Below are 21985 nucleotides of genomic sequence, written 5' to 3' on the forward strand. Positions count from 1 at the left end.
GTTATTTCATTTATGATTTGTTCATATTGCCCGGTTTCAATATCATCATTTTTGTGAAGATATGAACTAAGGAATCGCCACACTCATTTTAACATGGTGATTCAGCCAAATCATATCCTTTGGAGGGAAAACAGGAGAACGTTGCCCGGCGAAACTGAACCCCGGCAAAAAACCTTTTTCATAAGGAGGGAAATAAGATGAAATTACGTCAGCAAATGCCTGAATTGACAGGCGCTAAAGCATGGATTAACAGAGAAGTCACGAAGGAACAGCTGGTCGGCGGAAAGCCGGCACTGATTCACTTCTGGTCCGCCAGCTGCCGCATGTGTAAAGAAGCGATGCCTGAGATGAACGAATTTCGTGATAAATATAAAGATCAGCTGAATGTGGTGGCCGTTCACATGCCCCGTTCCGAAGACGATCTTGACCTTGAGAAAATCAAGGAAACAGCGGCTGAACACGATATCTCTCAGCCGATTTACGTCGACAGCGATCATACGCTGACTGAAGCATTTGAAAATGAATATGTGCCGGCTTATTACCTTTTCGATAAAACCGGACAGCTCCGCCATTTTCAAGCGGGAGGAAGCGGGATGAAAATGCTTGAAAAACGCGTCAGCCGAGTACTTTCAGAAACGGAGCAGGCTTCTGAGTAATCGGGACAATCTCCGTCGGACTATTGTCTCGGTTCTGCAAACCCTTTGCCGTTTAGGTAACAGGGTTTTTTTGTGCCTATTGGATAAAAAATTCCAATATGACATGTGCGGCTTAAAAAATAAGAGAAACAGCCGTAAACACGCTGTACCGCTTGTTTTATCGATATCATTATCTTTTACATATTATAGTCGAAAATTGTAGATATCACGCTAATTTTCATTAAACAAGTAATTTCAAGTTATATTTTGAAATGGTTGAATAAATTGGAATTTTGTCCAGAATCCCCTATATGACAAGGGATTTTTGTATATAAAGTACCATTTTCAGAAAATAAGCAATTTTTCATAGAGTAAATAAAATAGTAAAATGATAAAATAATAGTTGATAAAATTACTTTTGTAATCTAATATCTTAATAAAAGCGTTTAAATTTTTGACAGGGGGTTTTACACATGTTTAATGAAAGAGAAGCGCTGCGCTTACGTTTAGAACAATTGAACGAAGCAGAGGTAAAAGTCATTCGTGAATATCAAATAGAACGTGATAAAATATATGCAAAACTGAGAGAATTAGACAATACAGGCAGCCTGTCCGATACAAAAAAAGAGTTTCGTCCGGAGAAAAAAAGTGACTCTCTCCCGGTGCTTGCAGAGCTTGCAGCACAGGAAATGAGAAGCTATCAAAAGCCGCAGGCACAGCCTCAATCCTCCCAGCCGCAGATGCAGTCTATTACGTCTCTTCCCGCCGGCATTCCAGACGGTTCTACAAGAAGAAGAAGAGGGACGGCGAGACCGGGATCAAAAGCGGCAAAACTGCGCGAAGCAGCGATTAAAACATTGAAACGCCACAATGCAGCGATTAAAAGTTCCGAACTGCAAAAGGAAATTGAAAAGGAAAGCGGCCTTGAAATTCCTAATATGACAACATTTATGCAAAGCTTAATTAAAATGTATCCGGAAGTGAAAAAACCATACCGCGGCCAATATATTCTTGAGGGAGAAATTTCTCAGGAAACAGCAGAAACGGCAAATGATACGGCTGCTGAATAAAACAGTAAAAACTGCTTGCGTTACTCAAGCAGTTTTTTTGCGTTTTCCCGCTTATTCTGCGGAAGTGACGCCTCTTTTCCAGGCTTTTTTTCAAGCTTGACGACATATTTTTGGAAAGGCTTTTCGCCGTCAGCACGTTCTTTCAACGCATCCAGTTTTTCATCAAACGACTGATCGCGTGACTCTGATTGTACAAATTGTTTTTGCAGGGAGATGACTTGTTCGGTAACGGCTTTAAGCAAGTCTTCTGCCTGAACAGTCTCTTTGGAAACAGAAGGGATTTCCAGAGCTTGTTCCGCCGGTTCCGCCGTGCGGCTGTCAATATCAGCAAAATGGCCGGCAATCCAAGCATCACTTTCGTCCAGCTGCCGTTTATACGAAAGAATGGTTTCTTGAAATAACTTTTCTTTCGTTTTTTCTATTTCTACAAGCCGTTCTTTTGTTTCTAGTATTCGATCTCTCATATGATTAATTTCTATTTTAATATGTTTGAGCTGGTATTCTTTTTCTATCATTTGTGTTTGAAGCCGGGTATTTTCGTCTGCAGCGGCATGATAACGCTGTTTCATATCTTCGTGAGAAGTCCGTTCAGTTTGAATGGCGGTCTCAAGTGAGCGGATGCGGGTATGTAAGTTTTTATTTTCTTCTTCAAATTTTACATTTGTAAGATGCAGACGGTGCTTTTCTTCCATCTCATTTTTCCGCCGAAACGTTTCCTGCTGAAGCAGTTCTTGCAAAATGACGATTTTATCGAGCAGCCCGGCTCTGATTTCATGCAAAGAACGTTCCGTGTCACTTGTCTGTTTGTGTTTTTGAGCCATGGCTTCCAATTCGTCAGAAAGCTTGTGAAGCCGCTCTTTAATATTGGCGTTTTCCTCCTGAAGCTTATTATTTTTCTGATGGAAGTAGCTTGCTTCAAATTCTGAAATTAATTTTCTGCATCTGGAAAGTTCGGATTTCAAGTAAAGGTTCTCTTGAGAAGTGTCGTGGAAAAACGGACCAGATATTTTCATAAGAACCATCTCCCTCATGATGTTAACACTACAATATGGGAAAGGATCAACGGCTATTCCTCTTAATTAAACAGACAAGCACCGTAATATTGTATTTCGGCTGAGGCGTTTGCTATGCTTTTATATAGAATGGGAGAGAGATGACATGAAACGGGTGAATGTAATATTAGCGGGGGGAGCTTCCCGAAGATTCGGAGAACCGAAAGCTTTTGCAAAGTGGAAGGGCGGCATGTTTTATGAACAGGCGAAAAAAGCCTTCGGCGGCGGAGAAACGGTAATTATCAGCCGCCCTGAGCATATAAAAAAGTTCTTATCAAACAGGGAGCGGCATGTTTTGGCCGATGAGCCGCGGTTTCGGGCAATGGGCCCGCTTGCCGGCATCTATACGGCAATGAAACAAACGGAAGGCGAAATATATACGGTCATATCCTGTGACACGCCGCTCGTGACAAGAAAAACGATGGCTGCGCTTGAAATGAAGCTGACCGGAAACCTGGACGCTGTCATACCGGTTTGTGAAAACAGAGAGCAGCCCCTCTTGGCGGTTTACCATAAACGGGTGCAGGATGTGCTTTTTGATCAGCTGACACAAAACAAACTGAAAATGACAGACACGCTGAAACGGCTGTCTGTCTGTTATGTGCAGGCTGAAGACATCGGCGCCGGGCCGGAGGAGTTCGCTAATATCAACACACCGGACGATTACACCAGACTTTTGGCGCATGTCGAGTCTTCAAATCAAGACTGATCGGGAAGAAACATGGTATGATGGAAATAAAAATGCAAGGGGACAACACAGATGGAAGAGCGCTATTCGCGGCAGACAAGATTTAAGCCGATAGGGGAAAAAGGGCAGCAGGCGCTGGCTGACAGCAGCGTCCTGATTGTCGGAGCCGGAGCCCTCGGAACAGCCGCGGCAGAGGGCCTGGCAAGAGCCGGAGCGGGCCGTATGGCGATTATTGACCGGGATTATGTGGAATGGAGCAATTTACAAAGACAGCAGCTGTATACAGAAGAAGACGCGAGACAGCGCCTGCCGAAAGCAATGGCGGCTAAGGCGCGTCTTTTGGCGGTAAACAGTGATATACATATCGATGCTTACGCGGCGGAAGGTACGGCGGAAACGCTCGAACCGCTGATCGAACAAGCGGATTGCATCGTGGATGCGACAGATAATTTTGAAACGAGAATGGTCATCAATGATCTGGCGCTGAAAACGAAAACGCCTTGGATTTACGGTGCCTGTGTCAGCAGTCAGGGAATGTGCATGACGATTATTCCGGGGGTTACGCCGTGTTTATCCTGCCTGTTTGAGCAAATGCCCGTGGGCGGAGCGACATGTGATACAGCAGGTATCATACCTCCGGCGGTTCATATCGTCTCCGCTTATCAGCAGGCTGAGGCGCTGAAATTGCTGACAGGAAATCATGCGGCGGTAAATCGGCGCTTTTTCACGTTTGACGTGTGGAATAACACCAATATGAGCATAAATGTGGATCAGATCAAACGGGATCATTGCCCTTCCTGCGGCGCGGAGCCCGTATATCCGTATCTGCAGCCTGAAAACAGGCCGAAAGCAAGCGTGCTGTGCGGAAGAGACACCGTTCAAATCAGATCGGAAGCCTTAAAGAGGCTGGATAAAGAAGAACTTGTCAAACGTCTGAAGCAGATCGGTAAAGTGGAAGCAAATGAATTTCTGCTGCACATGGCGTATGAGCGCTTCAGAATCGTTATTTTTCAGGACGGACGGGCTTTGATTCACGGTACAAACGATATAAAAGAAGCAAATTCAGTTCTGGCCAGGGTGATCGGCCTGTAGGAAGGGGAGATATTGCTATGCTTGAAAAAAGAACGCCGATTCAGGTGGACGAAGCAGTCCTCCGGGTGAGCCGGTATAAAAAACAGGGGGATACCGAATGGGTGGCGCTTGAGGACAGTCTCCACCGCTATTTGGCGGAGGATGTTAAGGCGGATCATGATGTGCCGGCCTTTAACCGTTCCCCGTATGACGGGTTTGCCATCAGGGCGAGCGATTCAAAAACGGCTTCCCGTGACAATGCCGTCACCTTTGAAGTCATTGACCATATCGGGGCCGGCGCCGTGTCAGAAAAAGAACTCGGGCCTTATGAAGCGGTCCGCATTATGACGGGGGCGCAGATTCCAAAAGGCGCGGATGCCGTAGTGATGCTTGAGCTGACAAGAACGTTTTCTGAAAACGGGACGAATTACATGTCAGTGAAACGCCCTTTCCATGCGGGCGATAATATTTCATATCAAGGAGAAGATGCGAAAAAAGGCAGCCCGCTATTAAAAAAAGGGACGAAAATCACGCCGGGCGTAACCGCTCTTTTAGCAACCTTCGGCTATGCTTCCGTTCCCGTGGTCAGAAAGCCGGTTGTCGGCATTATCGCAACGGGGACCGAGCTTCTTCATGTCAGCGATCCGCTTGAGCCGGGGAAAATCCGCAACAGCAACGCTGCGATGGTGTATGCCCAGGTCATTGAAGCGGGCGCGGTGCCGCTGAACTTAGGGAAAATTTCCGATGATTTTGATGACAGCTATGATGCGGTGAAGGAAGCTATGAAAAAAGCTGATTTTCTGATCACGACCGGCGGCGTGTCAGTCGGCGATTTTGATTTTCTTCCAGACATTTATAATAAGCTCGGAGCGGAAGTTCTTTTTAACAAAGTGGCAATGCGCCCGGGGAGCGTGACAACTGTCGCCCGGGCCGATGACATGCTGCTGTTCGGCCTTTCAGGCAATCCGTCCGCATGTTATGTCGGATTCACACTGTTTGTCAAACCGATGATTCAGACGTGGCTTCTGAATGAAAAACCTCATTCCGGATGGGCGGAAGCCGTGTTAACAAACGACTTCCCGAAACCGAATCCGTTTACGAGATTTGTGAGGGCGTTTGTTTATCATAAGGACGGAAAGATGATGGCGTCACCGGTCGGCCTCGACAAATCAAGCTCAGTCACATCTCTAGCCGAAGCAAACGCGTTTATCCTTCTGCCGGGAGGAACGAGGGGATATGAAGCGGGCCGGACGGTTCACGCGCTCCTCATCCGTGATGAGAATGGAAGTGAATGGCCGTGGTCAATTCTTTCCCGATCGTCCAGATCGTAGGTTTTCAAAACAGCGGTAAAACAACGTTTATTGAACGTGTGCTGAAAGCGGCGCCGAAAGAGTGCGATATTGGATGTTTAAAACATCACGGACATGGCGGAGAACCGGAACCTTTTTCTGACGGAAAAGACTCGGAGCGTTTTTCAAAAGCCGGAGCCGCGGTTACGGCAGTAGAAGGGGACGGCGTCCTGCAGCTTACGGCGCGAAAAAAATGGGATCTGGCGGGTTTGATCAGTCTGTATGAATGTCTGGGAATTGACGGTCTTCTCATAGAGGGATTTAAACATGCGCCGCATCCGAAAATCATTATGATCAAAGACAGCGAAGATTGGCAAAAGCTGAAGCATTTGGAGCGCGTGATCGCGGTTGTCAGCAGAAATACGGAGCATATGCCGGCAGATGCCGGCATGCCCGTATTCCATGCGGACGATCCGGCTGCCATGATGTTTGTGCTTTCGCAGCTGAAAGGGGAATCTGCATAAATGGAACGTTTTCAAATTACAAGGGAACCTATCATTGCGGAAAATATCGTAAAAAAAGTTGAAAAGCGTGAAGCCGGCGCCATCACAACGTTTATCGGCACGGTCAGAGAGTGGACTGCAGGACGGCGGACGGTGCGGCTCGAATATGAAGCGTATGAACCGATGGCTGTTCAAATGCTTTCTCAAATCGGCGATGAAGTCAGCGCGAAATGGGAAGGAGCCGAAGCTGCAATCACTCACCGTGTCGGCGTCCTTGATATCGGAGAAGCAGCGGTCGTAATCGCCGTGTCTTCACCGCACAGAAAGGCGGCATATGAGGCGAATGAATATGCAATTGAACGGATAAAACAGATTGTGCCGATATGGAAAAAAGAAATCTGGGAAGACGGCGAAGAATGGATAGGCGATCAGCTGGAAACAACGCCCTATCCGAACGGAAAACCGGATTTGCATAAAGGGGAATCGCGATGATTAAAGTATTATTGTTTGCCGGGCTTGCGGAGCAGGCGGGAACACCGGTCATTGAACTTGACGGAAAAGAGACGGCGGCGTCTGCTGTAAAAACACTGTTAAAGGAACGGTACGGACTTCAGACGATTGACAATGCCATGATCGCAATCAATGAAACATATGTAAAAGACAACAGCATCGTAACAGAAGGTGATACCATTGCCTTTATCCCTCCTGTAAGCGGAGGGTGAAAAAAGAGCCGGATGTGCATCATTGCCATCCGGCTTTTTTGTATATAGGCGCTGAATTCCAGAGAATATCTAAATGGGATTTAAAGGGATTTGCGATTGAGCTGGTTTTGACTGCATGAATAGGCTGAAGACAGTGCCTTCACAAGGCTTTGAACCTCCCGTCATACCGGTCTGACAATGCTTTTTTTTACATAATTATGGAACGTAAAGCTGAGAATTTGTGTTACAATTTAGCATAAATACGCAAACGGCAAAAAAATTGAAACTTCTCTCAGCCTAAAGCGTACGTATAAACAGAATAATACATAGGAGGCATCAGCAATATGGAACCAAACCTGGAAAAAAGCAATACGGCAGTAACGGAAAAGCCGTCAATTTTCGGCGTCATTACAAGTCCTGTTGTGCAGTTTAAAAGATTAAAAGAGAAGCCGGTCATCGGCATTCCTCTCCTGATTGTCATCATTCTCATCGCGGCCGGCAGTATTTTGCGCGGATTGGGGATGAATTATGAAGAAGTGCTGAACAGCTCATCTCTTGACGGATTGTCGGATGATCAGATTGAAATGACCAAAACCATTGCTAAATTCGGCTCGATGTTCGGAGGAATCTTCGGGGGCATTATCGCTCTGTTTATCGTTCCGCTCATTTACTGGCTGTGCGTTAAAATTTCAGGCGGCGTAACAACTTACAAAAAAATGCTCTCACTCAGCCTGTTTACGGCATTTATTACCAATATCGGCTTAGTTATTAACGGTCTTGTCACTTATTTTACCGGTGCGGGCTCATTGTATGCCGTTACATCTTTGGCGAGTGTCATACCGGCCGGAGGCGGCGTCGCGGTCTTTTTAAGCGCGTTCGACATTTTCAGCATCTGGAGCTATATTCTGCTCGCTTTGGGACTTCGCTATACAGGCGGCATTTCGAAAAAAGCGGCCTGGACTTCCGCGATTGTCCTGTTTGTTATTATGCTTTTAGTTTCGGCAGTCGGAGGACTGTTAAGGTCAGTGACAGCAGGTGTATAACATGAAAAAAATTTGGATCGGAATCGGCATCGCCGTAATTGTTGCAGTATTCATCGGTATCAATATTTATAAGTCTGCCGCTCCCGCGGGCGGCAGCGCCGGGAAAAAAATCGAAACCGGAACCATTGAAAATAGAGAAATCTCCTCTACGGTTATGGTTCCGGGAACACTTAAATTCTCTAAAGAACAGTATGTTTTTTATGAAGCGGATAAAGGAACTCTTGATAAAGTGAAAGTAAAAGAAGGCGACAAAGTAAAAAAAGGGTCGTCGTTAGTCACGTATACAAATGAGCAGCTCAATCTTGATAAAGAACAAAATGAGTTGACAGAACAATCAAAACGGATGCAAATCGAACAAGTTGAAGAAAAACTCAGAGCATTAAACAGCAAGGAACAAGATCTGGCAAAACAAGTGGGAGAAGCGGAAGCCAAAAAACAAATTGAATCCGAACGGACTGATCTGCAGCTTCAGCAAAAAACGGCGGAAATCGAATTAAAGCAATCTGATTTGCAAAAGCAGTCTCTTGAAAATCAGGTGGCGAATCTCAATGTTAAGAGTGAGATGGACGGGACGGTAATCTCGGTAAATCAAGAAGCGGCTTCTAAAAAATCGGATATTCAAGAACCGGTTATACATATAGGAGACCCGGAACACCTGATCGTTGCCGGCAATTTGTCCGAATACGACACGCTGAAAGTGAAAAAGGGACAAAGCGTTACGATTACCTCAGACGCCATCCCCGGTAAAACGTGGAAAGGGAGAGTGGCGGCTGTCGGCCTCGTTCCTGATCAAAAGTCAAGCGCTGCTTCAGGGGAAAGCACGGAACAGGCTGTGCAGTATCCGTTTCAGGTTAAGCTGATCGGAAACCTTCCGGAGGGCAAGCCGGGGTTTAAATTAATTATGAACATTGAAACCGACAAACGGAAAGCCGATACGCTGCCGTCCTCCGCGGTCAAAAAAGACGGAGATGAGCACTGGGTCTTTACGGTAAAAGACGGGAAGGCCAAACGCGTGAAAGTTAAAGTCGGCGATACCGCAAATCAGCTTACGGAGATAAAAGAGGGGCTTTCAAAGGATGATAAAGTCATTCTGAATCCGGCTGACGGTTTGACTGATGGAACGGATGTGAAAGCATAGATGATTCAGCTTTCAAAGGTGAAAAAAAGCTATCAGATCGGCAAGGAGACGTTTGATGTTCTCCGTTCAATTGACTTGACGATTGAAGAAGGAGAATATGTGTCAATTATGGGACCGTCGGGATCGGGAAAATCTACTATCATGAATATCATCGGCTGTCTGGACAGACCGACGTCCGGCAGTTACAGGCTTGCGGGCGAAGATGTTTCTTCATGCACTGAAAAAGAGCTTGCGGCGGTCCGGAACAAATCAATCGGATTTGTCTTTCAGCAGTTTCAGCTGCTGCCGCGATTGAATGCAAGAAAAAATGTCGAACTCCCCATGATCTACGCCGGTATCGGCAAAAAAGAGCGTGAGGAACGGGCTGAGCACGCGCTGGAAAAAGTCGGTTTGGCGGATCGGATGCGTCACATGCCGAATGAGCTGTCGGGCGGCCAGAAGCAGCGTGTCGCGATTGCAAGAGCCATCGTGAACGAACCGAAGCTCATTTTAGCTGATGAACCGACCGGCGCGCTGGATACGAAAACAAGCATTTCCATTATGGAGCAGTTCACAGAGCTTAATGCAGAGGGCGTGACCGTGGTGCTCGTCACTCATGAGCCTGAAGTGGCGGACTGTACAAACAGAGTGATTTTCGTCCGTGACGGCATGATCGTTTCCCGCGATGCTGAGCAGAGGAGAGTGGGGGAATGAGCCTGTTAGAAAATCTCCGAATGGCCCTCAGTTCCGTAAGAGCTCACAAGCTGAGATCGATTCTGACAATGCTCGGAATCATTATCGGCGTCGGTTCAGTAATTGTTGTTGTGGCTGTCGGCCAGGGCGGAGAGCAAATGCTGAAGCAATCCATCAGCGGGCCGGGCAATACGATTGAATTGTTTTACATGCCCAGTGATGAAGAATTAACAGCCAATCCGAACGCCTTACAGGAAGCGAGTTTTACAGAAGAAGATATTAATGGATTAAAAGGAGTGGACGGCGTAAAGCAGGTTGTCGCTTCCGCGGTAAAATCCATGACGGCCCGTTACCATGAAGAAGACACGGATATTACGCTGAACGGCATTAACAGCGGCTACATGGACGTAAAAAAACTGGATGTTCAAGATGGACGGACATTTACGGATAATGATTTTCTTTCCGGGAAAAGAGCGGGAATCATCTCGAAAAAAATGGCTGAAAAGCTGTTCGGGAAAACGTCTCCGCTCGGAAAAATCGTCTGGGCCGGCGGACAGCCCGTTGAAGTAATCGGCGTACTGAAAGAAGAGAGCGGCTTTTTATCGTTAGGACTCAGTGAAATGTATGTGCCGTTCAACATGCTGAAAACGTCTTTCGGTACTAACGACTACAGCAACGTTTCCGTTCAGACGGAGTCAGCTGATCAAATCAAATCAACAGGAAAAGAAGCGGCCCGTCTCTTAAATGACAATCACGGTACAAAAGAGGCCTATCAAGTCATGAATATGGAAGAAATCGCGGCGGGCATCGGCCAGGTCACGACCGTTATGACGACGATCATCGGTTCGATCGCCGGTATTTCTCTCATTGTCGGCGGGATCGGGGTCATGAATATTATGCTTGTATCAGTGACGGAACGGACAAGAGAAATCGGCATCCGCAAATCGCTCGGTGCCACGAGAGGACAGATTCTGACACAATTCTTAATTGAATCTGTTGTGCTTACATTAATCGGCGGCTTAATCGGAATCTGTCTCGGCTACGGGGGAGCATCACTCGTTTCCCTTATCGCAGGCTGGCCGTCGCTCGTTTCCTGGCAGGTGGTTTGTATCGGCGTGCTGTTCAGTATGCTGATCGGTGTCATTTTCGGTATGCTGCCCGCCAACAAAGCATCACGCTTAGATCCGATTGAAGCGTTACGGTATGAATAACCCGTACCCCATGCAGTCTGCATGGGGTTTTTTTGTGTTTTAATGATTGAATGAATATAATAGACTTTTTTCATTTATGATAAAAAGAAAATGTCATACAATTGTCCCCCTTTTTGTCGAATTTACAGTTTACAAACCCTATGTACATACGTTAATATGAACAAATGTGAAAGATTTTGATAGTTATTGAATGAATTTGAGTGATTTTAGTTGCTAGAAGTAAAAAAAGCGTTTACAATTATCTTGCAGCCGAAATGAATACGTTTCCAAAGGAGGCGGAATATGCTCACTCCTGAAAGGTATCAGCTGATTATGGATCAGATTGAAAAGCGTGATGTGGTGAAGATTCAAGAGCTGATAAGTATGACAAATGCTTCTGAATCAACGATCAGAAGAGATTTATCAACACTTGAAGAGCGCGGATTTTTAAAACGCGTTCACGGCGGGGCGTCTAAACTTTCCAACAGCAGGCAAGAACCCGATATGCTTGAAAAATCCTCCAAAAACCTTCAGGATAAACTGAAGATCGCAGAAGAAGCGGCATCTTTATTAGAAGAAGGTGACTGTATTTATCTTGATGCGGGAACAACTACATTGCACATGATTGATTTTATAGATCCCTCTAAGGACATTGTGGTTGTCACAAACGGAGTTATGCATATCGACGCTTTAATAAGGAAAGGGATCCCCTTTTATCTTCTCGGAGGATATGTGAAGCATAGAACAGGTGCGATGATCGGCGGCGCCTCATTAACGGCGGTCAGCCAGTACCGTTTTGACAAAAGCTTCCTCGGGGTGAACGGCGTGCACATTGAAGCCGGCTTTACAACACCCGATCCGGATGAGGCTCTTCTGAAGACAAAGGCTGTGAGACAGGCGAAAAATGCGTATGTTTTAGCCGATCCTTCTAAATTCGGAGAGATTTCTTTCGCAGCGTTTGCCGCCTTGGGCGATGCAGCTATCATTACCACTGAAGCTGAAGAACTTGCATTCGATAATTACCAAGAAAAAACTGTCGTAAAGGTAGTGAAACCATGATTTACACTGTAACCCTCAATCCGTCTGTTGACTATATCGTTCACGTTGAAGATTTTGCCGTAGGCGGTTTAAACCGTTCCAGCTATGACACGAAGTATCCCGGCGGAAAAGGCATCAACGTTTCGAGATTACTGAAAAGACACCATGTGCCGTCAAAAGCATTGGGGTTTGTCGGCGGATTTACCGGAAATTATATTACGTCATTTTTGCATCAGGAAGGTCTGGAAACGGCTTTTTCTGAGGTAGATGAAGACACGCGTATAAATGTAAAACTGAAAACGGGCGATGAAACGGAAATTAACGGGCAGGGCCCGACGATTTCAGACGAAGTGTTCAATACCTTTTTAGAACAGTTCTCCGCTCTGGAAGAGGGAGACATCGTCGTTTTAGCGGGAAGCATTCCTTCTTCCCTGCCGCATAACACGTATGAAAAAATTGCTGAGGCATGCAGAAAGCAGAATGCCCGGGTAGTCGTGGACATCTCTGGTGAAGCGCTGATGAAAGCGACAGAAATGAAACCGTTTTTGATGAAGCCGAATCATCATGAGCTTGGGGAAATGTTCAATACGGTCATTGATTCAGCCGAAGCTGCCGTTCCTTACGGTAAAAAATTGATTGAACAAGGCGCTGAACATGCGATTGTTTCGATGGCTGGCGACGGTGCGCTTTTATTTACGAAAGAGGCGGTTTTCCTCGCCAATGTTCCTAAAGGTAAGCTTGTCAATTCGGTAGGCGCGGGTGATTCCGTCGTCGCGGGATTCCTTGCGGGAATTTCAAAACAGCTGCCTTTGGAAGATGCGTTCCGTTTAGGAGTTGCTTCCGGAAGCGCGACGGCATTCTCTGAAGAACTCGGAACTGAAGAGTTTGTACAGCAGCTTCTTCCTGAAGTTAAAGTCACACGTCTATAGAGGAGGAAAGAAAAGTGAAGATAACTGAGCTGTTAACAAGAGATACAATTCATCTCAATATAGAAAGCAAAGAGAAAGAAAACGTTATCGATGAAATGGTGACAGTGCTTGACAAAGCCGGCAGATTAAATGACAGAGAGGCTTACAAAGCAGCCATTTTAAATCGTGAAAGCCAAAGCTCAACGGGAATCGGCGAAGGCATTGCCATTCCTCATGCGAAGACGGCGAGCGTCATTAACCCGGCCATCGCATTCGGCCGTTCAAAAGATGGTGTGGATTATGAATCATTAGACGGTCAGCCGGCACACCTGGTCTTTATGATTGCGGCAACCGAAGGAGCGAATAATACGCACCTTGAGGCATTATCAAGACTTTCAACGCTTCTCATGCGTGAGGAAATCCGCAAACAGCTTCTTGAAGCTGAATCAGAAGATGCGATCATTGACATCATCAATCAGCATGACAAAGATGACGATGAGGAAGAAGAAGAGCAGGAAGAACAGGCAGCGCCGTCAGGAAAAGGCAAAATCCTTGCCGTTACGGCATGTCCGACAGGTATCGCCCATACGTTCATGGCAGCTGACGCACTGAAGGAAAAGGCGAAAGAGCTCGGCGTTGACATTAAAGTCGAGACAAACGGCTCAAGCGGTATCAAACATAAGCTGACGGCTCAGGAAATTGAAGAAGCGCCTGCGATCATTGTGGCGGCTGATAAACAGGTTGAAATGGAACGCTTTAAAGGCAAACATGTTCTTCAAGTGCCTGTGACGGCCGGTATCAGACGTCCTCAGGAACTGATTGAAAAAGCCGTTAACCAAGATGCGCCGATTTACGAGGGCAGCGGCGGAGGATCTTCCGCTTCAGATGAAGACGGTCCGAAACAGAAATCAGGCACAAGTATCGGAAGTACTTTCTATAAACACTTAATGAGCGGTGTCAGCAACATGCTGCCATTTGTCGTCGGCGGCGGAATTCTCGTTGCGATTTCATTCTTCTGGGGAATTCATTCAGCTGATCCGAAAGACCCGACATACAACACGTTTGCCGCAGCGCTGAACTTTATCGGCGGCGATAATGCGTTAAAGCTGATTGTTGCAGTTCTTGCCGGATTCATCGCAATGAGTATTGCGGACCGTCCGGGATTTGCGCCGGGTATGGTCGGCGGATTTATGGCTACGCAGGCGAATGCCGGATTCTTGGGCGGACTGATTGCCGGATTCTTAGCAGGTTATGTCGTAGTCCTTTTGAAAAAGCTGTTTGTCTTTATTCCTCAGACTCTTGACGGATTAAAACCTGTATTGATTTATCCGCTGCTCGGTATTTTTATCACCGGTGTCCTGATGCAGTTTGTCATAAACACACCTGTCGCAGCGTTCATGAATTTCTTAACAAATTGGCTTGAAAGCCTTGGAACTGGAAACCTTGTTTTAATGGGTATTATTTTAGGCGGTATGATGGCTATCGACATGGGCGGCCCGCTCAATAAAGCGGCGTTCACTTTCGGTATCGCGATGATCGGGGCCGGAAACTATGCGCCGCATGCGGCCATCATGGCGGGCGGAATGGCTCCGCCGCTTGGAATCGCACTGGCGACAACATTCTTTAAACACAAATTCTCTAAACGTGACCGTGAAGCCGGTATTACGTGCTACTTCATGGGAGCAGCTTTCGTTACAGAAGGCGCCATCCCGTTTGCAGCGGCTGATCCGCTTCGCGTCATCCCTGCAGCCGTTGTCGGTTCTGCGGTAGCGGGCGGACTGACAGAGTTTTTCCGGGTAACGCTTCCTGCACCGCACGGAGGAATATTCGTTGCATTCATTACGAACCATCCGCTGCTTTACTTAATGAGCATCGTGATAGGAGCGATTGTAACGGCGGTTATCTTGGGAATCGTCAAAAAACCGGTTGCAGAGAAATAAGCAAAAAGCGTCCTTTACGGGCGCTTTTTTCAATCATGTGCGCATAGAAGCGTTATGTATTTTATGATGAGTTATGATAAAGTAAAGATGGTACATGAACCGAAACAGTGATCGTCTAGGAGGAACCACGTTGACTGAAGAACAAAAACCTACTTCTGAAAAATCGGTAAAAAGAAAATCCAACACATATTGGGAATGGGGAAAGGCCATCATTATAGCGGTTGCACTTGCGCTGTTAATCCGCCATTTCCTGTTTGAACCGTACTTAGTGGAAGGATCATCAATGTACCCGACATTACATGACGGTGAAAGGCTGTTTGTCAACAAAAGCGTCAATTATATCGGAGAAATCGAGCGGGGGGACATCGTCATTATTAACGGCGATACATCGAAAGTCCATTATGTAAAGCGGCTCATCGGAAAACCGGGAGAAACGGTGGAAATGAAAAATGACACGCTTTATATAAACGGCAAAAAAATCGCAGAACCGTACCTCGCGAGCAATAAAAAAGAAGCTAAAAAACTGGGAGTCAACCTCACGGGAGATTTCGGCCCCGTAAAGGTTCCGAAAGGCAAATACTTCGTCATGGGCGACAATCGGCTGAACTCAATGGACAGCCGGAACGGACTCGGTTTAATTGCCGAAAACCGGATCGTCGGCACCTCGAAGTTTGTGTTCTTCCCGTTTCATGATATGCGTCAGACAAAATAAAAACGCCGCGCTGCCCGATTTGGACAGCAGGCGTTTTTTATTTGGCAAACGAGGCGGCGATGGCGATGAACATTACCGTGGCCAGCACTGATCCGACAATGGCCAGAACGCTGAAAAAAAGATTCACCTGCTGCTTCTCTTTGCCGCGTTTTTCAAGCATCCGTTTTGAAAAGAGATGCGAAAACGTATAAATGAGGGCGATTCCGACGTACAAGCCGATGTCACGGGCCGTAAAGCCTGTGACGGCCAGAAAAACCCCGGTGAAGAAAATCATAAGACAGTATTCTGTGAGTGTTAAAAGCTTCAACTTGTTCCTCCGTGATGAATATGTATATATATCTATTGTATCACAGCGCTCCGGGTTTGACGCCTGCATCTTTTCAAACCCGTATATTCGCAGGGAAACATTTCTCTTCCCCTTTATTCATGGTATACTTTTAATGATGATAGACACGATGGAGGATTCTAAATGATTGCTGTAAATAATGTGAGCTTGCGTTTTGCGGATCGCAAGTTATTTGAAGATGTCAATATTAAATTTACGCCGGGCAACTGCTACGGATTAATAGGCGCAAACGGTGCCGGAAAATCAACATTTTTGAAAATTTTATCCGGTGAGCTGGAGCCGCAGACCGGCGATGTCCATATGAGCCCGGGCGAACGTCTTGCCATTCTGAAGCAGAACCACTTTGAATATGAAGACTTCGAAGTGCTGAAAGTCGTCATTATGGGACATAAACGTTTATACGAAGTCATGCAGGAAAAAGACGCGATTTATATGAAGCCTGATTTTTCAGATGAAGACGGCATCCGCGCCGCTGAGCTTGAAGGAGAGTTTGCGGAATTAAACGGATGGGAAGCTGAAAGTGAAGCCGCTATTTTGTTAAAGGGCCTGGGCATCTCTGAAGACCTGCATACGAAGAAAATGGCGGACTTAGGCGGTTCAGAAAAGGTGAAAGTGCTTTTGGCGCAGGCGCTGTTCGGCAAGCCGGACGTTCTGCTGCTTGATGAACCGACCAACCACTTGGATCTGAAAGCGATTCAGTGGCTGGAAGAGTTTTTAATCAACTTTGAGAACACAGTCATCGTCGTATCCCATGACCGTCACTTTTTAAATAAAGTGTGCACGCACATCGCCGATCTTGATTTTAATAAAATTCAAGTGTACGTCGGCAACTATGATTTCTGGTATGAATCAAGCCAGCTTGCTTTAAAGCTTTCTCAGGAGGCCAACAAGAAAAAAGAAGAGCAGATTAAACAGCTTCAGGAGTTCGTGGCCAGATTCAGCGCCAACGCCTCTAAATCAAAGCAGGCGACATCAAGAAAGAAACTCCTTGATAAAATCACGCTTGATGATATCAAACCGTCATCACGCCGTTATCCTTATGTCAATTTCACGCCGGAACGTGAGATCGGAAATGACGTGCTGCGGGTTGAAGGCTTAACAAAAACGATTGACGGGGTTAAGGTGCTTGATAACGTCAGCTTTATTATGAACAGAGAAGATAAAATCGCTTTTACGGGACGCAACGAACTTGCCGTTACGACATTGTTTAAAATCATTTCCGGGGAAATGGAAGCTGACAGCGGCACATTTAAATGGGGCGTGACCACTTCTCAGGCGTACTTCCCTAAAGACAACAGCGAATATTTTGACGGCAGCGACGCGAACCTTGTTGACTGGCTCCGCCAATACTCGCCGCATGACCAAAGTGAAAGCTTTCTGCGCGGTTTCTTAGGACGCATGCTGTTCTCGGGAGAAGAAGTCAACAAAAAATCAAACGTCCTTTCCGGAGGAGAAAAAGTGCGCTGCATGCTTTCAAAAGCGATGCTTTCCGGCGCGAACATTTTAATTCTGGATGAACCGACCAACCACTTAGATTTGGAATCCATTACGGCGCTTAACAACGGCTTAATCAGCTTTAAAGGCGCTATGCTGTTTTCATCTCATGACCATCAGTTTGTACAGACAATTGCCAACCGCATTATTGAATTAACGCCTAAAGGCATTGTTGACAAACAAATGTCTTATGACGAATTTCTTGAAAACGCGGATGTACAGAAAAAACTTGAAGAGCTATACGCGTAATAAAGAAGCAGGGGAGACTCTGCTTTTTTATTTATGAAAAAAGTTTTCAATCTTCTGACTTCCCGTTACAATAAATGAATACATAACTTGAAAAGAGACGGAGGAATGCATCATGAAGTTTTTAGTTGTCGGAGCTGGAGGAGTGGGCGGATATATCGGCGCGCGTCTTGCAGAAAAGGGAAATGACGTGACGTTTCTCGTCCGCAAGAAACGGGCGGAGCAATTACAAGAGACGGGATTGACCGTCAAAAGTGAAAAAGGTGATGTTTCAATCAAGCCGAAATTAATCATGGCGGGCGAAGAAGGAGCATTTGACGCGGTTATCATCGCTTCAAAAGCGTATTCTTTGCAGGACGTCATTAGGGATGTCAAACCGTTTGTCAAACCTTCGTCGGTCATTATTCCTTTTTTAAACGGATACAGGCACTATAACCAGCTGTTTGAAGCTTTTTCAAAACGGCAGGTGCTGGGCGGCCTCTGCTTTATTGAGAGCGCCCTTAACGACAAAGGGGAAATTCTTCATACGAGCGCTGCCCACCGCTTTGTTTTCGGTGAATGGAACGGGGAACGCACAGAACGTATGAACGAGCTGGAAAACGCATTTGCAGGTGTGAAAGCGGATGTCATCATCAGCCGGGATATTGAAAAGGACATTTGGAAAAAATATATGTTTATTGCCGCGCAGGCGGGAGTGACCACTCTGTTTCAACAGCCGGTCGGACCGATTTTAGAAACAGAAGGCGGCCGCAAAACGGCAAAGCGCCTCTTTGCTGAAATCGGCGCCATTTTCAAGGCTGCCGGCATCCCGAAAGATCCTGGTCTGGAAGAAGAGAGTTATCGCACATTGACAAGCATGTCTTACCATATGAAATCGTCGATGCTGAGAGATATGGAAAAGGGCAGGGTGACGGAAGGTGATCATTTACACGGATTTTTGCTTGAGAAAGCGAAAGGCTTGTCAGTTGATACACCTGTTTTGGAAACCGTCTGCGCCAACTTGCAAATGTATGAAGCGAAATAAAAAAAGGAGGCCTGATCGCCTCCTTTTTTTATTAAAATGCCCAGTTTCCGTTTCTGAAGATCGGTTCTCTTTTGCCGTCCGCCGTAATGCCGTCGATATTCATATCTTTGGAACCGACCATAAAATCTACGTGTGTAATGCTTTCATTTAAGCCCTCTTTGACAAGCTCTTCCCGTGTCATTTGTTTGCCGCCCTCAATATTAAAGGCATACGCACTGCCGATCGCCAAGTGGTTAGAGGCGTTTTCATCGTACAGTGTGTTGTAAAATAAAATATTTGATTGTGAAATCGGTGAATCGTACGGCACTAAGGCCACTTCACCGAGATAGTGTGAGCCTTCATCGGTTTCGACGATGCCTTTTAAAATCTCCTCGCCTTTTTCAGCTTTCACATCAACAATGCGGCCGTTTTCAAAGGTAAGAGTGAAGTTATCAATAATGTTGCCGCCGTAGCTCAGCGGTTTCGTGCTGGAAACGGTGCCGTTCACCCCGTCACGCTGCGGGAGGGTGAAAACCTCTTCTGTCGGCATGTTGGCCATGAATTCGTGCCCGCTCTCATTCACGCTTCCCGCGCCTGCCCATACATGTTTTTTCGGCAGTTCAATGGTTAAGTCTGTTCCTTCAGCCTGATAATGCAGGGCGCTGTAATGTTTTTTGTTTAAGTGTTCCACTTTTTCATGAAGGTTTTGATCATGTTTTTTCCATGCTTCCACAGGGTTTTCTTCATTTACGCGGGTCGTTTTGAAAATTTCTTCCCATAAAAGCTGAACGGCTGTTTCTTCCGGCTGATCCGGGAACACTTTTTTCGCCCAGCCTGTTGAAGCCGCTCCGATCACCGTCCAGCTGACCTTATCTGATTGAATATATTGTCTGTATGTATGCAATGCTTTTCCGGCGGCTTTTTGGAACGCTGCAATCCGTTTGCCGTCAGTGCCTTTTAACAGGTCGGGGTCGGATGAGACGACAGAAATAAACGCAGCCCCTTTTTTCGCGAGCTCTTCTTTGCCTTTTGCTTCCCATTCAGGATACTCTTCAAACGCTTCAAAAGGTGCCATCTCGTATTTTAATCTGGACAGTTCATCGTCCTGCCAATTTACGGTGACGTTTTTAGCGCCTTTTTCATAAGAATGTTTGGCAAGCAGTCTGACAAGTTCCCGAACATCAGTTGAGGCATTGATTACGACATGCTGTCCTTTTTGGACATTGACGCCGACTTCTACCGCCAGCTGAGCATATGTATGTAACTTTTCAGTAAACGAACTCATCGTTCATTCCTCCTCATCGGTTTTTCTCATCATATCAAATATCGCCTCATAAAGGAAAGAAAGGAGCACAAACGAAAAAGACACAGCTTTTGCTGCGTCTTTACGGGTGATTCAGTTTTACGGCGCCGCCGGCCGGAGAATGGGGCATATTGGCCAGTGATATGCTCATACCCCCCAAAATAATTCCGCTTAAAATGACGGCTACTGCTACGCGTCTTCCCACATCTCTAAGCATATGCTTCCTCCTTAATGTTTCTCCAGTTCTCACAATATGAGCCGGGCGGAGAAAAAAGAAGCACAATTTTATTATTTAATTGCTTTTTGCAGCTTGTCGATGACGTCTAAGGAACGCCCCGTGCCGATAGCCACTGATTCAAGCGGATTTGCCGCCAAATGAACGGGAACGACGATTTCATCTGTCAGCCATTCTTTCATCCCGTTTAAAAGGGAGCCTCCGCCGGTTAACACGACTCCGCGGTCAACGATATCACCGCTGAGCTCCGGCGGACAATCTTCAAGTGTCGCTCTGATCGCTTCAAGAATATGCAGGAGCGATTCACGCATCGCGTGCTGAATTTCATTAGATTGCAGTCTGATTGTCTTCGGCAGACCGGTTACAAGGTCACGCCCGCGGATTTCCATCGTTTCCGGCACATGTTCGATCAATGCAAAACCGATTTCCATTTTCACTTGTTCTGCCGTACGTTCCCCGATCAGCAGGTTGTATTTTTTTCTGACGAACGAGGCGATATCTTCATCAAGCTGGTCGCCGCCGATTCTGATCGAATGGCAGGATACGACGCCCCCGAATGAGATGATGGCGACTTCAGTCGTACCGCCGCCGATATCTACGACGACGTTTGCGACCGGCTCGTCAACAGGGAGGTCGGCCCCGATTGCAGCGGCTACGGGTTCTTCAATCAAGTGAACGTTTTTCGCTCCGCAGTTTTTGACAGCGTCACTGATGGCGCGGCGTTCAACGGCTGTTGAGCCTGAAGGCGTGCAGACGACGACATTCGGTTTGCGGAAAGTCATGCCGATTTTTTTTCCGGCTTTTTTCATAATGTGTTTTAATAAGTCAGTTGTCATATCATAATCAGCAATGACACCGTCTTTCATCGGCCGAACGGCGACGATTTTCCCCGGCGTCTTTCCGATCATGCTTTTGGCATCCGTTCCGATGGCAAGCACCGCTTTCGTTGTTGTATCTACAGCGACAACGGAAGGCTCGTTTAAAATAATTCCTTTATTTTTACTGTAAACAAGTATATTAGCGGTTCCTAAGTCGATTCCGATCTCAGTTGATTGAAACATGTTTTCACCCAATCCCTATCCTGATTTAATTGATTCTACATTTAAAGTTTCTGAGAAAAACCACGATTTTTGGGGGTTTCCGCCGGGAATGAAATGTTTTTGTAAAAAAGGAGGGAAAGTCTGTATCCCATATTTCAAAAAGATTTTCTTCTGTAAAAAAACATTCAGTTCCGGATGCTGAGAAACTTTTGCTCCGTTCCTTTCGTCTACGTTTATGAAGGATTTTCCTTGGACATAAAGAAGAGACATTAAAGGAAGTAGGGGATTTCTATGAAATCAATTGGTGTAGTAAGAAAAGTAGACGAACTCGGGCGTATTGTCATGCCGATTGAATTGAGAAGAGCATTGGATATCGCTATTAAAGATAGTATTGAATTTTTTGTTGACGGAGACAAAATTGTCTTAAAAAAATACAAGCCGCACGGCATTTGCTTAATGACGGGGGAAATTACTCCCGAAAATCAGGAGTACGGCAACGGCAAAATTATTTTAAGTCCTGAAGGAGCGAAAATGCTGCTTGAGGAAATCGAGGAAGCGTTAAAAGATAGATCATAATCAGCAAAAAGGGCGGAGCATCATTCCGTCCTTTTATTATGAACTTGTGCAAAAACTCACGGGAAAAGTAAGCGAACCTGCTCAATTAATTG

At 46.1% G+C, this 21985-nt stretch carries 24 protein-coding genes; 19 read left to right on the forward strand and 5 right to left on the reverse strand.

What is annotated here, in order from left to right; translation table 11 throughout:
• Positions 1-197 precede the first annotated feature (197 nt).
• Positions 198-656 carry a TlpA disulfide reductase family protein gene (locus NQS30_RS06685; RefSeq protein ID WP_095353001.1) on the forward strand — a complete coding sequence of 153 codons (459 nt, stop codon included), beginning with the start codon at positions 198-200 and terminating at the stop codon, positions 654-656.
• Between the two features lie 452 nt (positions 657-1108).
• A complete protein-coding gene (gene rok, locus NQS30_RS06690; RefSeq protein WP_012117447.1) occupies positions 1109-1705 on the forward strand; it encodes a transcriptional regulator Rok in 597 nt (198 codons plus the stop codon).
• Positions 1706-1725: 20 nt separating this feature from the next.
• On the opposite strand, the gene NQS30_RS06695 is transcribed toward rok, so the two are convergent.
• Positions 1726-2718 (reverse strand): coiled-coil domain-containing protein, encoded by a 993-nt coding sequence (locus tag NQS30_RS06695; protein ID WP_043021218.1) that lies wholly within the window; start codon positions 2716-2718, stop codon positions 1726-1728.
• 145 nt (positions 2719-2863) lie between these two features.
• On the opposite strand from NQS30_RS06695, the gene NQS30_RS06700 reads away from it, so the two are divergent.
• From NQS30_RS06700 to sipT, 14 genes are all read left to right on the forward strand, one after another.
• The gene (locus NQS30_RS06700; protein WP_025284661.1) at positions 2864-3466 is read left to right on the forward strand and encodes a molybdenum cofactor guanylyltransferase; all 603 of its coding nucleotides are present in this window, start codon (positions 2864-2866) and stop codon (positions 3464-3466) included.
• 51 nt (positions 3467-3517) lie between these two features.
• On the forward strand, positions 3518-4537 hold the full coding sequence (locus tag NQS30_RS06705) for a molybdopterin-synthase adenylyltransferase MoeB (protein ID WP_007611113.1): 1020 nt from the start codon (positions 3518-3520) through the stop codon (positions 4535-4537).
• A gap of 17 nt (positions 4538-4554) precedes the next feature.
• A complete protein-coding gene (locus tag NQS30_RS06710) occupies positions 4555-5847 on the forward strand; it encodes a molybdopterin molybdotransferase MoeA (RefSeq protein ID WP_069007530.1) in 1293 nt (430 codons plus the stop codon).
• Positions 5808-6329: a molybdopterin-guanine dinucleotide biosynthesis protein B gene (mobB, locus tag NQS30_RS06715; RefSeq protein ID WP_007409631.1), complete on the forward strand. Its 522-nt coding sequence runs from the start codon at positions 5808-5810 to the stop codon at positions 6327-6329. Before NQS30_RS06710 ends, mobB begins: the two co-directional genes overlap by 40 nt.
• The gene (locus NQS30_RS06720; RefSeq protein ID WP_218791614.1) at positions 6330-6800 is read left to right on the forward strand and encodes a molybdenum cofactor biosynthesis protein MoaE; all 471 of its coding nucleotides are present in this window, start codon (positions 6330-6332) and stop codon (positions 6798-6800) included.
• The gene (moaD, locus tag NQS30_RS06725; RefSeq protein WP_218791615.1) at positions 6797-7030 is read left to right on the forward strand and encodes a molybdopterin converting factor subunit 1; all 234 of its coding nucleotides are present in this window, start codon (positions 6797-6799) and stop codon (positions 7028-7030) included. Before NQS30_RS06720 ends, moaD begins: the two co-directional genes overlap by 4 nt.
• A 323-nt stretch (positions 7031-7353) precedes the next feature.
• On the forward strand, positions 7354-8052 hold the full coding sequence (gene yknW, locus NQS30_RS06730; RefSeq protein ID WP_085341956.1) for a YknW family membrane protein: 699 nt from the start codon (positions 7354-7356) through the stop codon (positions 8050-8052).
• Position 8053: 1 nt separating this feature from the next.
• Positions 8054-9190, forward strand: a complete 1137-nt coding sequence (locus tag NQS30_RS06735) for an efflux RND transporter periplasmic adaptor subunit (protein ID WP_060561748.1) — start codon at positions 8054-8056, stop codon at positions 9188-9190.
• Positions 9191-9883 (forward strand): ABC transporter ATP-binding protein, encoded by a 693-nt coding sequence (locus NQS30_RS06740; RefSeq protein ID WP_007409637.1) that lies wholly within the window; start codon positions 9191-9193, stop codon positions 9881-9883.
• Entirely contained in the window at positions 9880-11073 is a 1194-nt protein-coding gene (locus NQS30_RS06745) for an ABC transporter permease (protein WP_020955752.1), read from the forward strand. Before NQS30_RS06740 ends, NQS30_RS06745 begins: the two co-directional genes overlap by 4 nt.
• Before the next feature lie 282 nt (positions 11074-11355).
• The gene (locus NQS30_RS06750) at positions 11356-12111 is read left to right on the forward strand and encodes a DeoR/GlpR family DNA-binding transcription regulator (RefSeq protein WP_007409639.1); all 756 of its coding nucleotides are present in this window, start codon (positions 11356-11358) and stop codon (positions 12109-12111) included.
• On the forward strand, positions 12108-13019 hold the full coding sequence (gene pfkB, locus NQS30_RS06755) for a 1-phosphofructokinase (RefSeq protein ID WP_007611129.1): 912 nt from the start codon (positions 12108-12110) through the stop codon (positions 13017-13019). The genes NQS30_RS06750 and pfkB overlap by 4 nt, the downstream gene beginning before the upstream one ends.
• A 14-nt stretch (positions 13020-13033) precedes the next feature.
• Positions 13034-14938, forward strand: a complete 1905-nt coding sequence (locus NQS30_RS06760; RefSeq protein ID WP_015239770.1) for a PTS fructose transporter subunit IIABC — start codon at positions 13034-13036, stop codon at positions 14936-14938.
• A 94-nt stretch (positions 14939-15032) separates the two neighbouring features.
• Entirely contained in the window at positions 15033-15650 is a 618-nt protein-coding gene (gene sipT, locus NQS30_RS06765; RefSeq protein ID WP_369719103.1) for a signal peptidase I sipT, read from the forward strand.
• A 37-nt stretch (positions 15651-15687) separates the two neighbouring features.
• Here sipT and NQS30_RS06770 read toward each other — a convergent pair whose 3' ends face one another.
• Positions 15688-15957, reverse strand: coding sequence for a hypothetical protein (locus NQS30_RS06770; protein WP_015239771.1), 270 nt, complete (start codon positions 15955-15957; stop codon positions 15688-15690).
• Positions 15958-16119: 162 nt separating this feature from the next.
• Here NQS30_RS06770 and NQS30_RS06775 point away from each other — a divergent pair, with 162 nt between their 5' ends.
• Together NQS30_RS06775 and NQS30_RS06780 are read left to right on the forward strand one after the other, a co-directional pair.
• On the forward strand, positions 16120-17739 hold the full coding sequence (locus NQS30_RS06775) for an ABC-F family ATP-binding cassette domain-containing protein (protein WP_007409642.1): 1620 nt from the start codon (positions 16120-16122) through the stop codon (positions 17737-17739).
• 112 nt (positions 17740-17851) lie between these two features.
• On the forward strand, positions 17852-18760 hold the full coding sequence (locus tag NQS30_RS06780) for a ketopantoate reductase family protein (protein WP_218791616.1): 909 nt from the start codon (positions 17852-17854) through the stop codon (positions 18758-18760).
• A gap of 31 nt (positions 18761-18791) precedes the next feature.
• On the opposite strand, the gene NQS30_RS06785 is transcribed toward NQS30_RS06780, so the two are convergent.
• From NQS30_RS06785 to mreBH, 3 genes are all read right to left on the reverse strand, one after another.
• Entirely contained in the window at positions 18792-20024 is a 1233-nt protein-coding gene (locus NQS30_RS06785; protein WP_007409644.1) for an aminopeptidase, read from the reverse strand.
• 100 nt (positions 20025-20124) lie between these two features.
• Positions 20125-20259: a protein YkpC gene (locus NQS30_RS06790; protein ID WP_003154559.1), complete on the reverse strand. Its 135-nt coding sequence runs from the start codon at positions 20257-20259 to the stop codon at positions 20125-20127.
• A 71-nt stretch (positions 20260-20330) separates the two neighbouring features.
• Complete coding sequence (gene mreBH / locus NQS30_RS06795) at positions 20331-21338, reverse strand: cell shape-determining protein MreBH (protein WP_003154558.1); 1008 nt, start codon at positions 21336-21338, stop codon at positions 20331-20333.
• A gap of 270 nt (positions 21339-21608) precedes the next feature.
• On the opposite strand from mreBH, the gene NQS30_RS06800 reads away from it, so the two are divergent.
• A complete protein-coding gene (locus NQS30_RS06800) occupies positions 21609-21893 on the forward strand; it encodes a transcriptional regulator AbhA (protein ID WP_003154557.1) in 285 nt (94 codons plus the stop codon).
• Positions 21894-21985: the final 92 nt, after the last annotated feature.

Origin of the sequence: Bacillus sp. B1(2022), assembly GCF_040259625.1 — a bacterium.
In the GTDB taxonomy this organism is placed as follows: domain Bacteria; phylum Bacillota; class Bacilli; order Bacillales; family Bacillaceae; genus Bacillus; species Bacillus velezensis.

What these genes read in the sequence shown, in the direction of transcription:
- NQS30_RS06735 (WP_060561748.1), top strand. Translation starts at nt 8,054, where the DNA reads ATGAAAAAAATTTGGATCGGAATCGGCATCGCCGTAATTGTTGCAGTA.
- NQS30_RS06745 (WP_020955752.1), top strand. Translation starts at nt 9,880, where the DNA reads ATGAGCCTGTTAGAAAATCTCCGAATGGCCCTCAGTTCCGTAAGAGCT.
- NQS30_RS06710 (WP_069007530.1), top strand. Translation starts at nt 4,555, where the DNA reads ATGCTTGAAAAAAGAACGCCGATTCAGGTGGACGAAGCAGTCCTCCGG.
- NQS30_RS06705 (WP_007611113.1), top strand. Translation starts at nt 3,518, where the DNA reads ATGGAAGAGCGCTATTCGCGGCAGACAAGATTTAAGCCGATAGGGGAA.
- NQS30_RS06750 (WP_007409639.1), top strand. Translation starts at nt 11,356, where the DNA reads ATGCTCACTCCTGAAAGGTATCAGCTGATTATGGATCAGATTGAAAAG.
- mobB (WP_007409631.1), top strand. Translation starts at nt 5,808, where the DNA reads ATGGCCGTGGTCAATTCTTTCCCGATCGTCCAGATCGTAGGTTTTCAA.
- NQS30_RS06695 (WP_043021218.1), bottom strand. Translation starts at nt 2,718, where the DNA reads ATGAAAATATCTGGTCCGTTTTTCCACGACACTTCTCAAGAGAACCTT.
- NQS30_RS06785 (WP_007409644.1), bottom strand. Translation starts at nt 20,024, where the DNA reads ATGAGTTCGTTTACTGAAAAGTTACATACATATGCTCAGCTGGCGGTA.
- mreBH (WP_003154558.1), bottom strand. Translation starts at nt 21,338, where the DNA reads ATGTTTCAATCAACTGAGATCGGAATCGACTTAGGAACCGCTAATATA.
- NQS30_RS06685 (WP_095353001.1), top strand. Translation starts at nt 198, where the DNA reads ATGAAATTACGTCAGCAAATGCCTGAATTGACAGGCGCTAAAGCATGG.
- rok (WP_012117447.1), top strand. Translation starts at nt 1,109, where the DNA reads ATGTTTAATGAAAGAGAAGCGCTGCGCTTACGTTTAGAACAATTGAAC.
- NQS30_RS06740 (WP_007409637.1), top strand. Translation starts at nt 9,191, where the DNA reads ATGATTCAGCTTTCAAAGGTGAAAAAAAGCTATCAGATCGGCAAGGAG.
- NQS30_RS06700 (WP_025284661.1), top strand. Translation starts at nt 2,864, where the DNA reads ATGAAACGGGTGAATGTAATATTAGCGGGGGGAGCTTCCCGAAGATTC.
- yknW (WP_085341956.1), top strand. Translation starts at nt 7,354, where the DNA reads ATGGAACCAAACCTGGAAAAAAGCAATACGGCAGTAACGGAAAAGCCG.
- NQS30_RS06790 (WP_003154559.1), bottom strand. Translation starts at nt 20,259, where the DNA reads ATGCTTAGAGATGTGGGAAGACGCGTAGCAGTAGCCGTCATTTTAAGC.
- NQS30_RS06780 (WP_218791616.1), top strand. Translation starts at nt 17,852, where the DNA reads ATGAAGTTTTTAGTTGTCGGAGCTGGAGGAGTGGGCGGATATATCGGC.
- NQS30_RS06775 (WP_007409642.1), top strand. Translation starts at nt 16,120, where the DNA reads ATGATTGCTGTAAATAATGTGAGCTTGCGTTTTGCGGATCGCAAGTTA.
- NQS30_RS06800 (WP_003154557.1), top strand. Translation starts at nt 21,609, where the DNA reads ATGAAATCAATTGGTGTAGTAAGAAAAGTAGACGAACTCGGGCGTATT.
- pfkB (WP_007611129.1), top strand. Translation starts at nt 12,108, where the DNA reads ATGATTTACACTGTAACCCTCAATCCGTCTGTTGACTATATCGTTCAC.
- moaD (WP_218791615.1), top strand. Translation starts at nt 6,797, where the DNA reads ATGATTAAAGTATTATTGTTTGCCGGGCTTGCGGAGCAGGCGGGAACA.
- NQS30_RS06720 (WP_218791614.1), top strand. Translation starts at nt 6,330, where the DNA reads ATGGAACGTTTTCAAATTACAAGGGAACCTATCATTGCGGAAAATATC.
- sipT (WP_369719103.1), top strand. Translation starts at nt 15,033, where the DNA reads ATGAACCGAAACAGTGATCGTCTAGGAGGAACCACGTTGACTGAAGAA.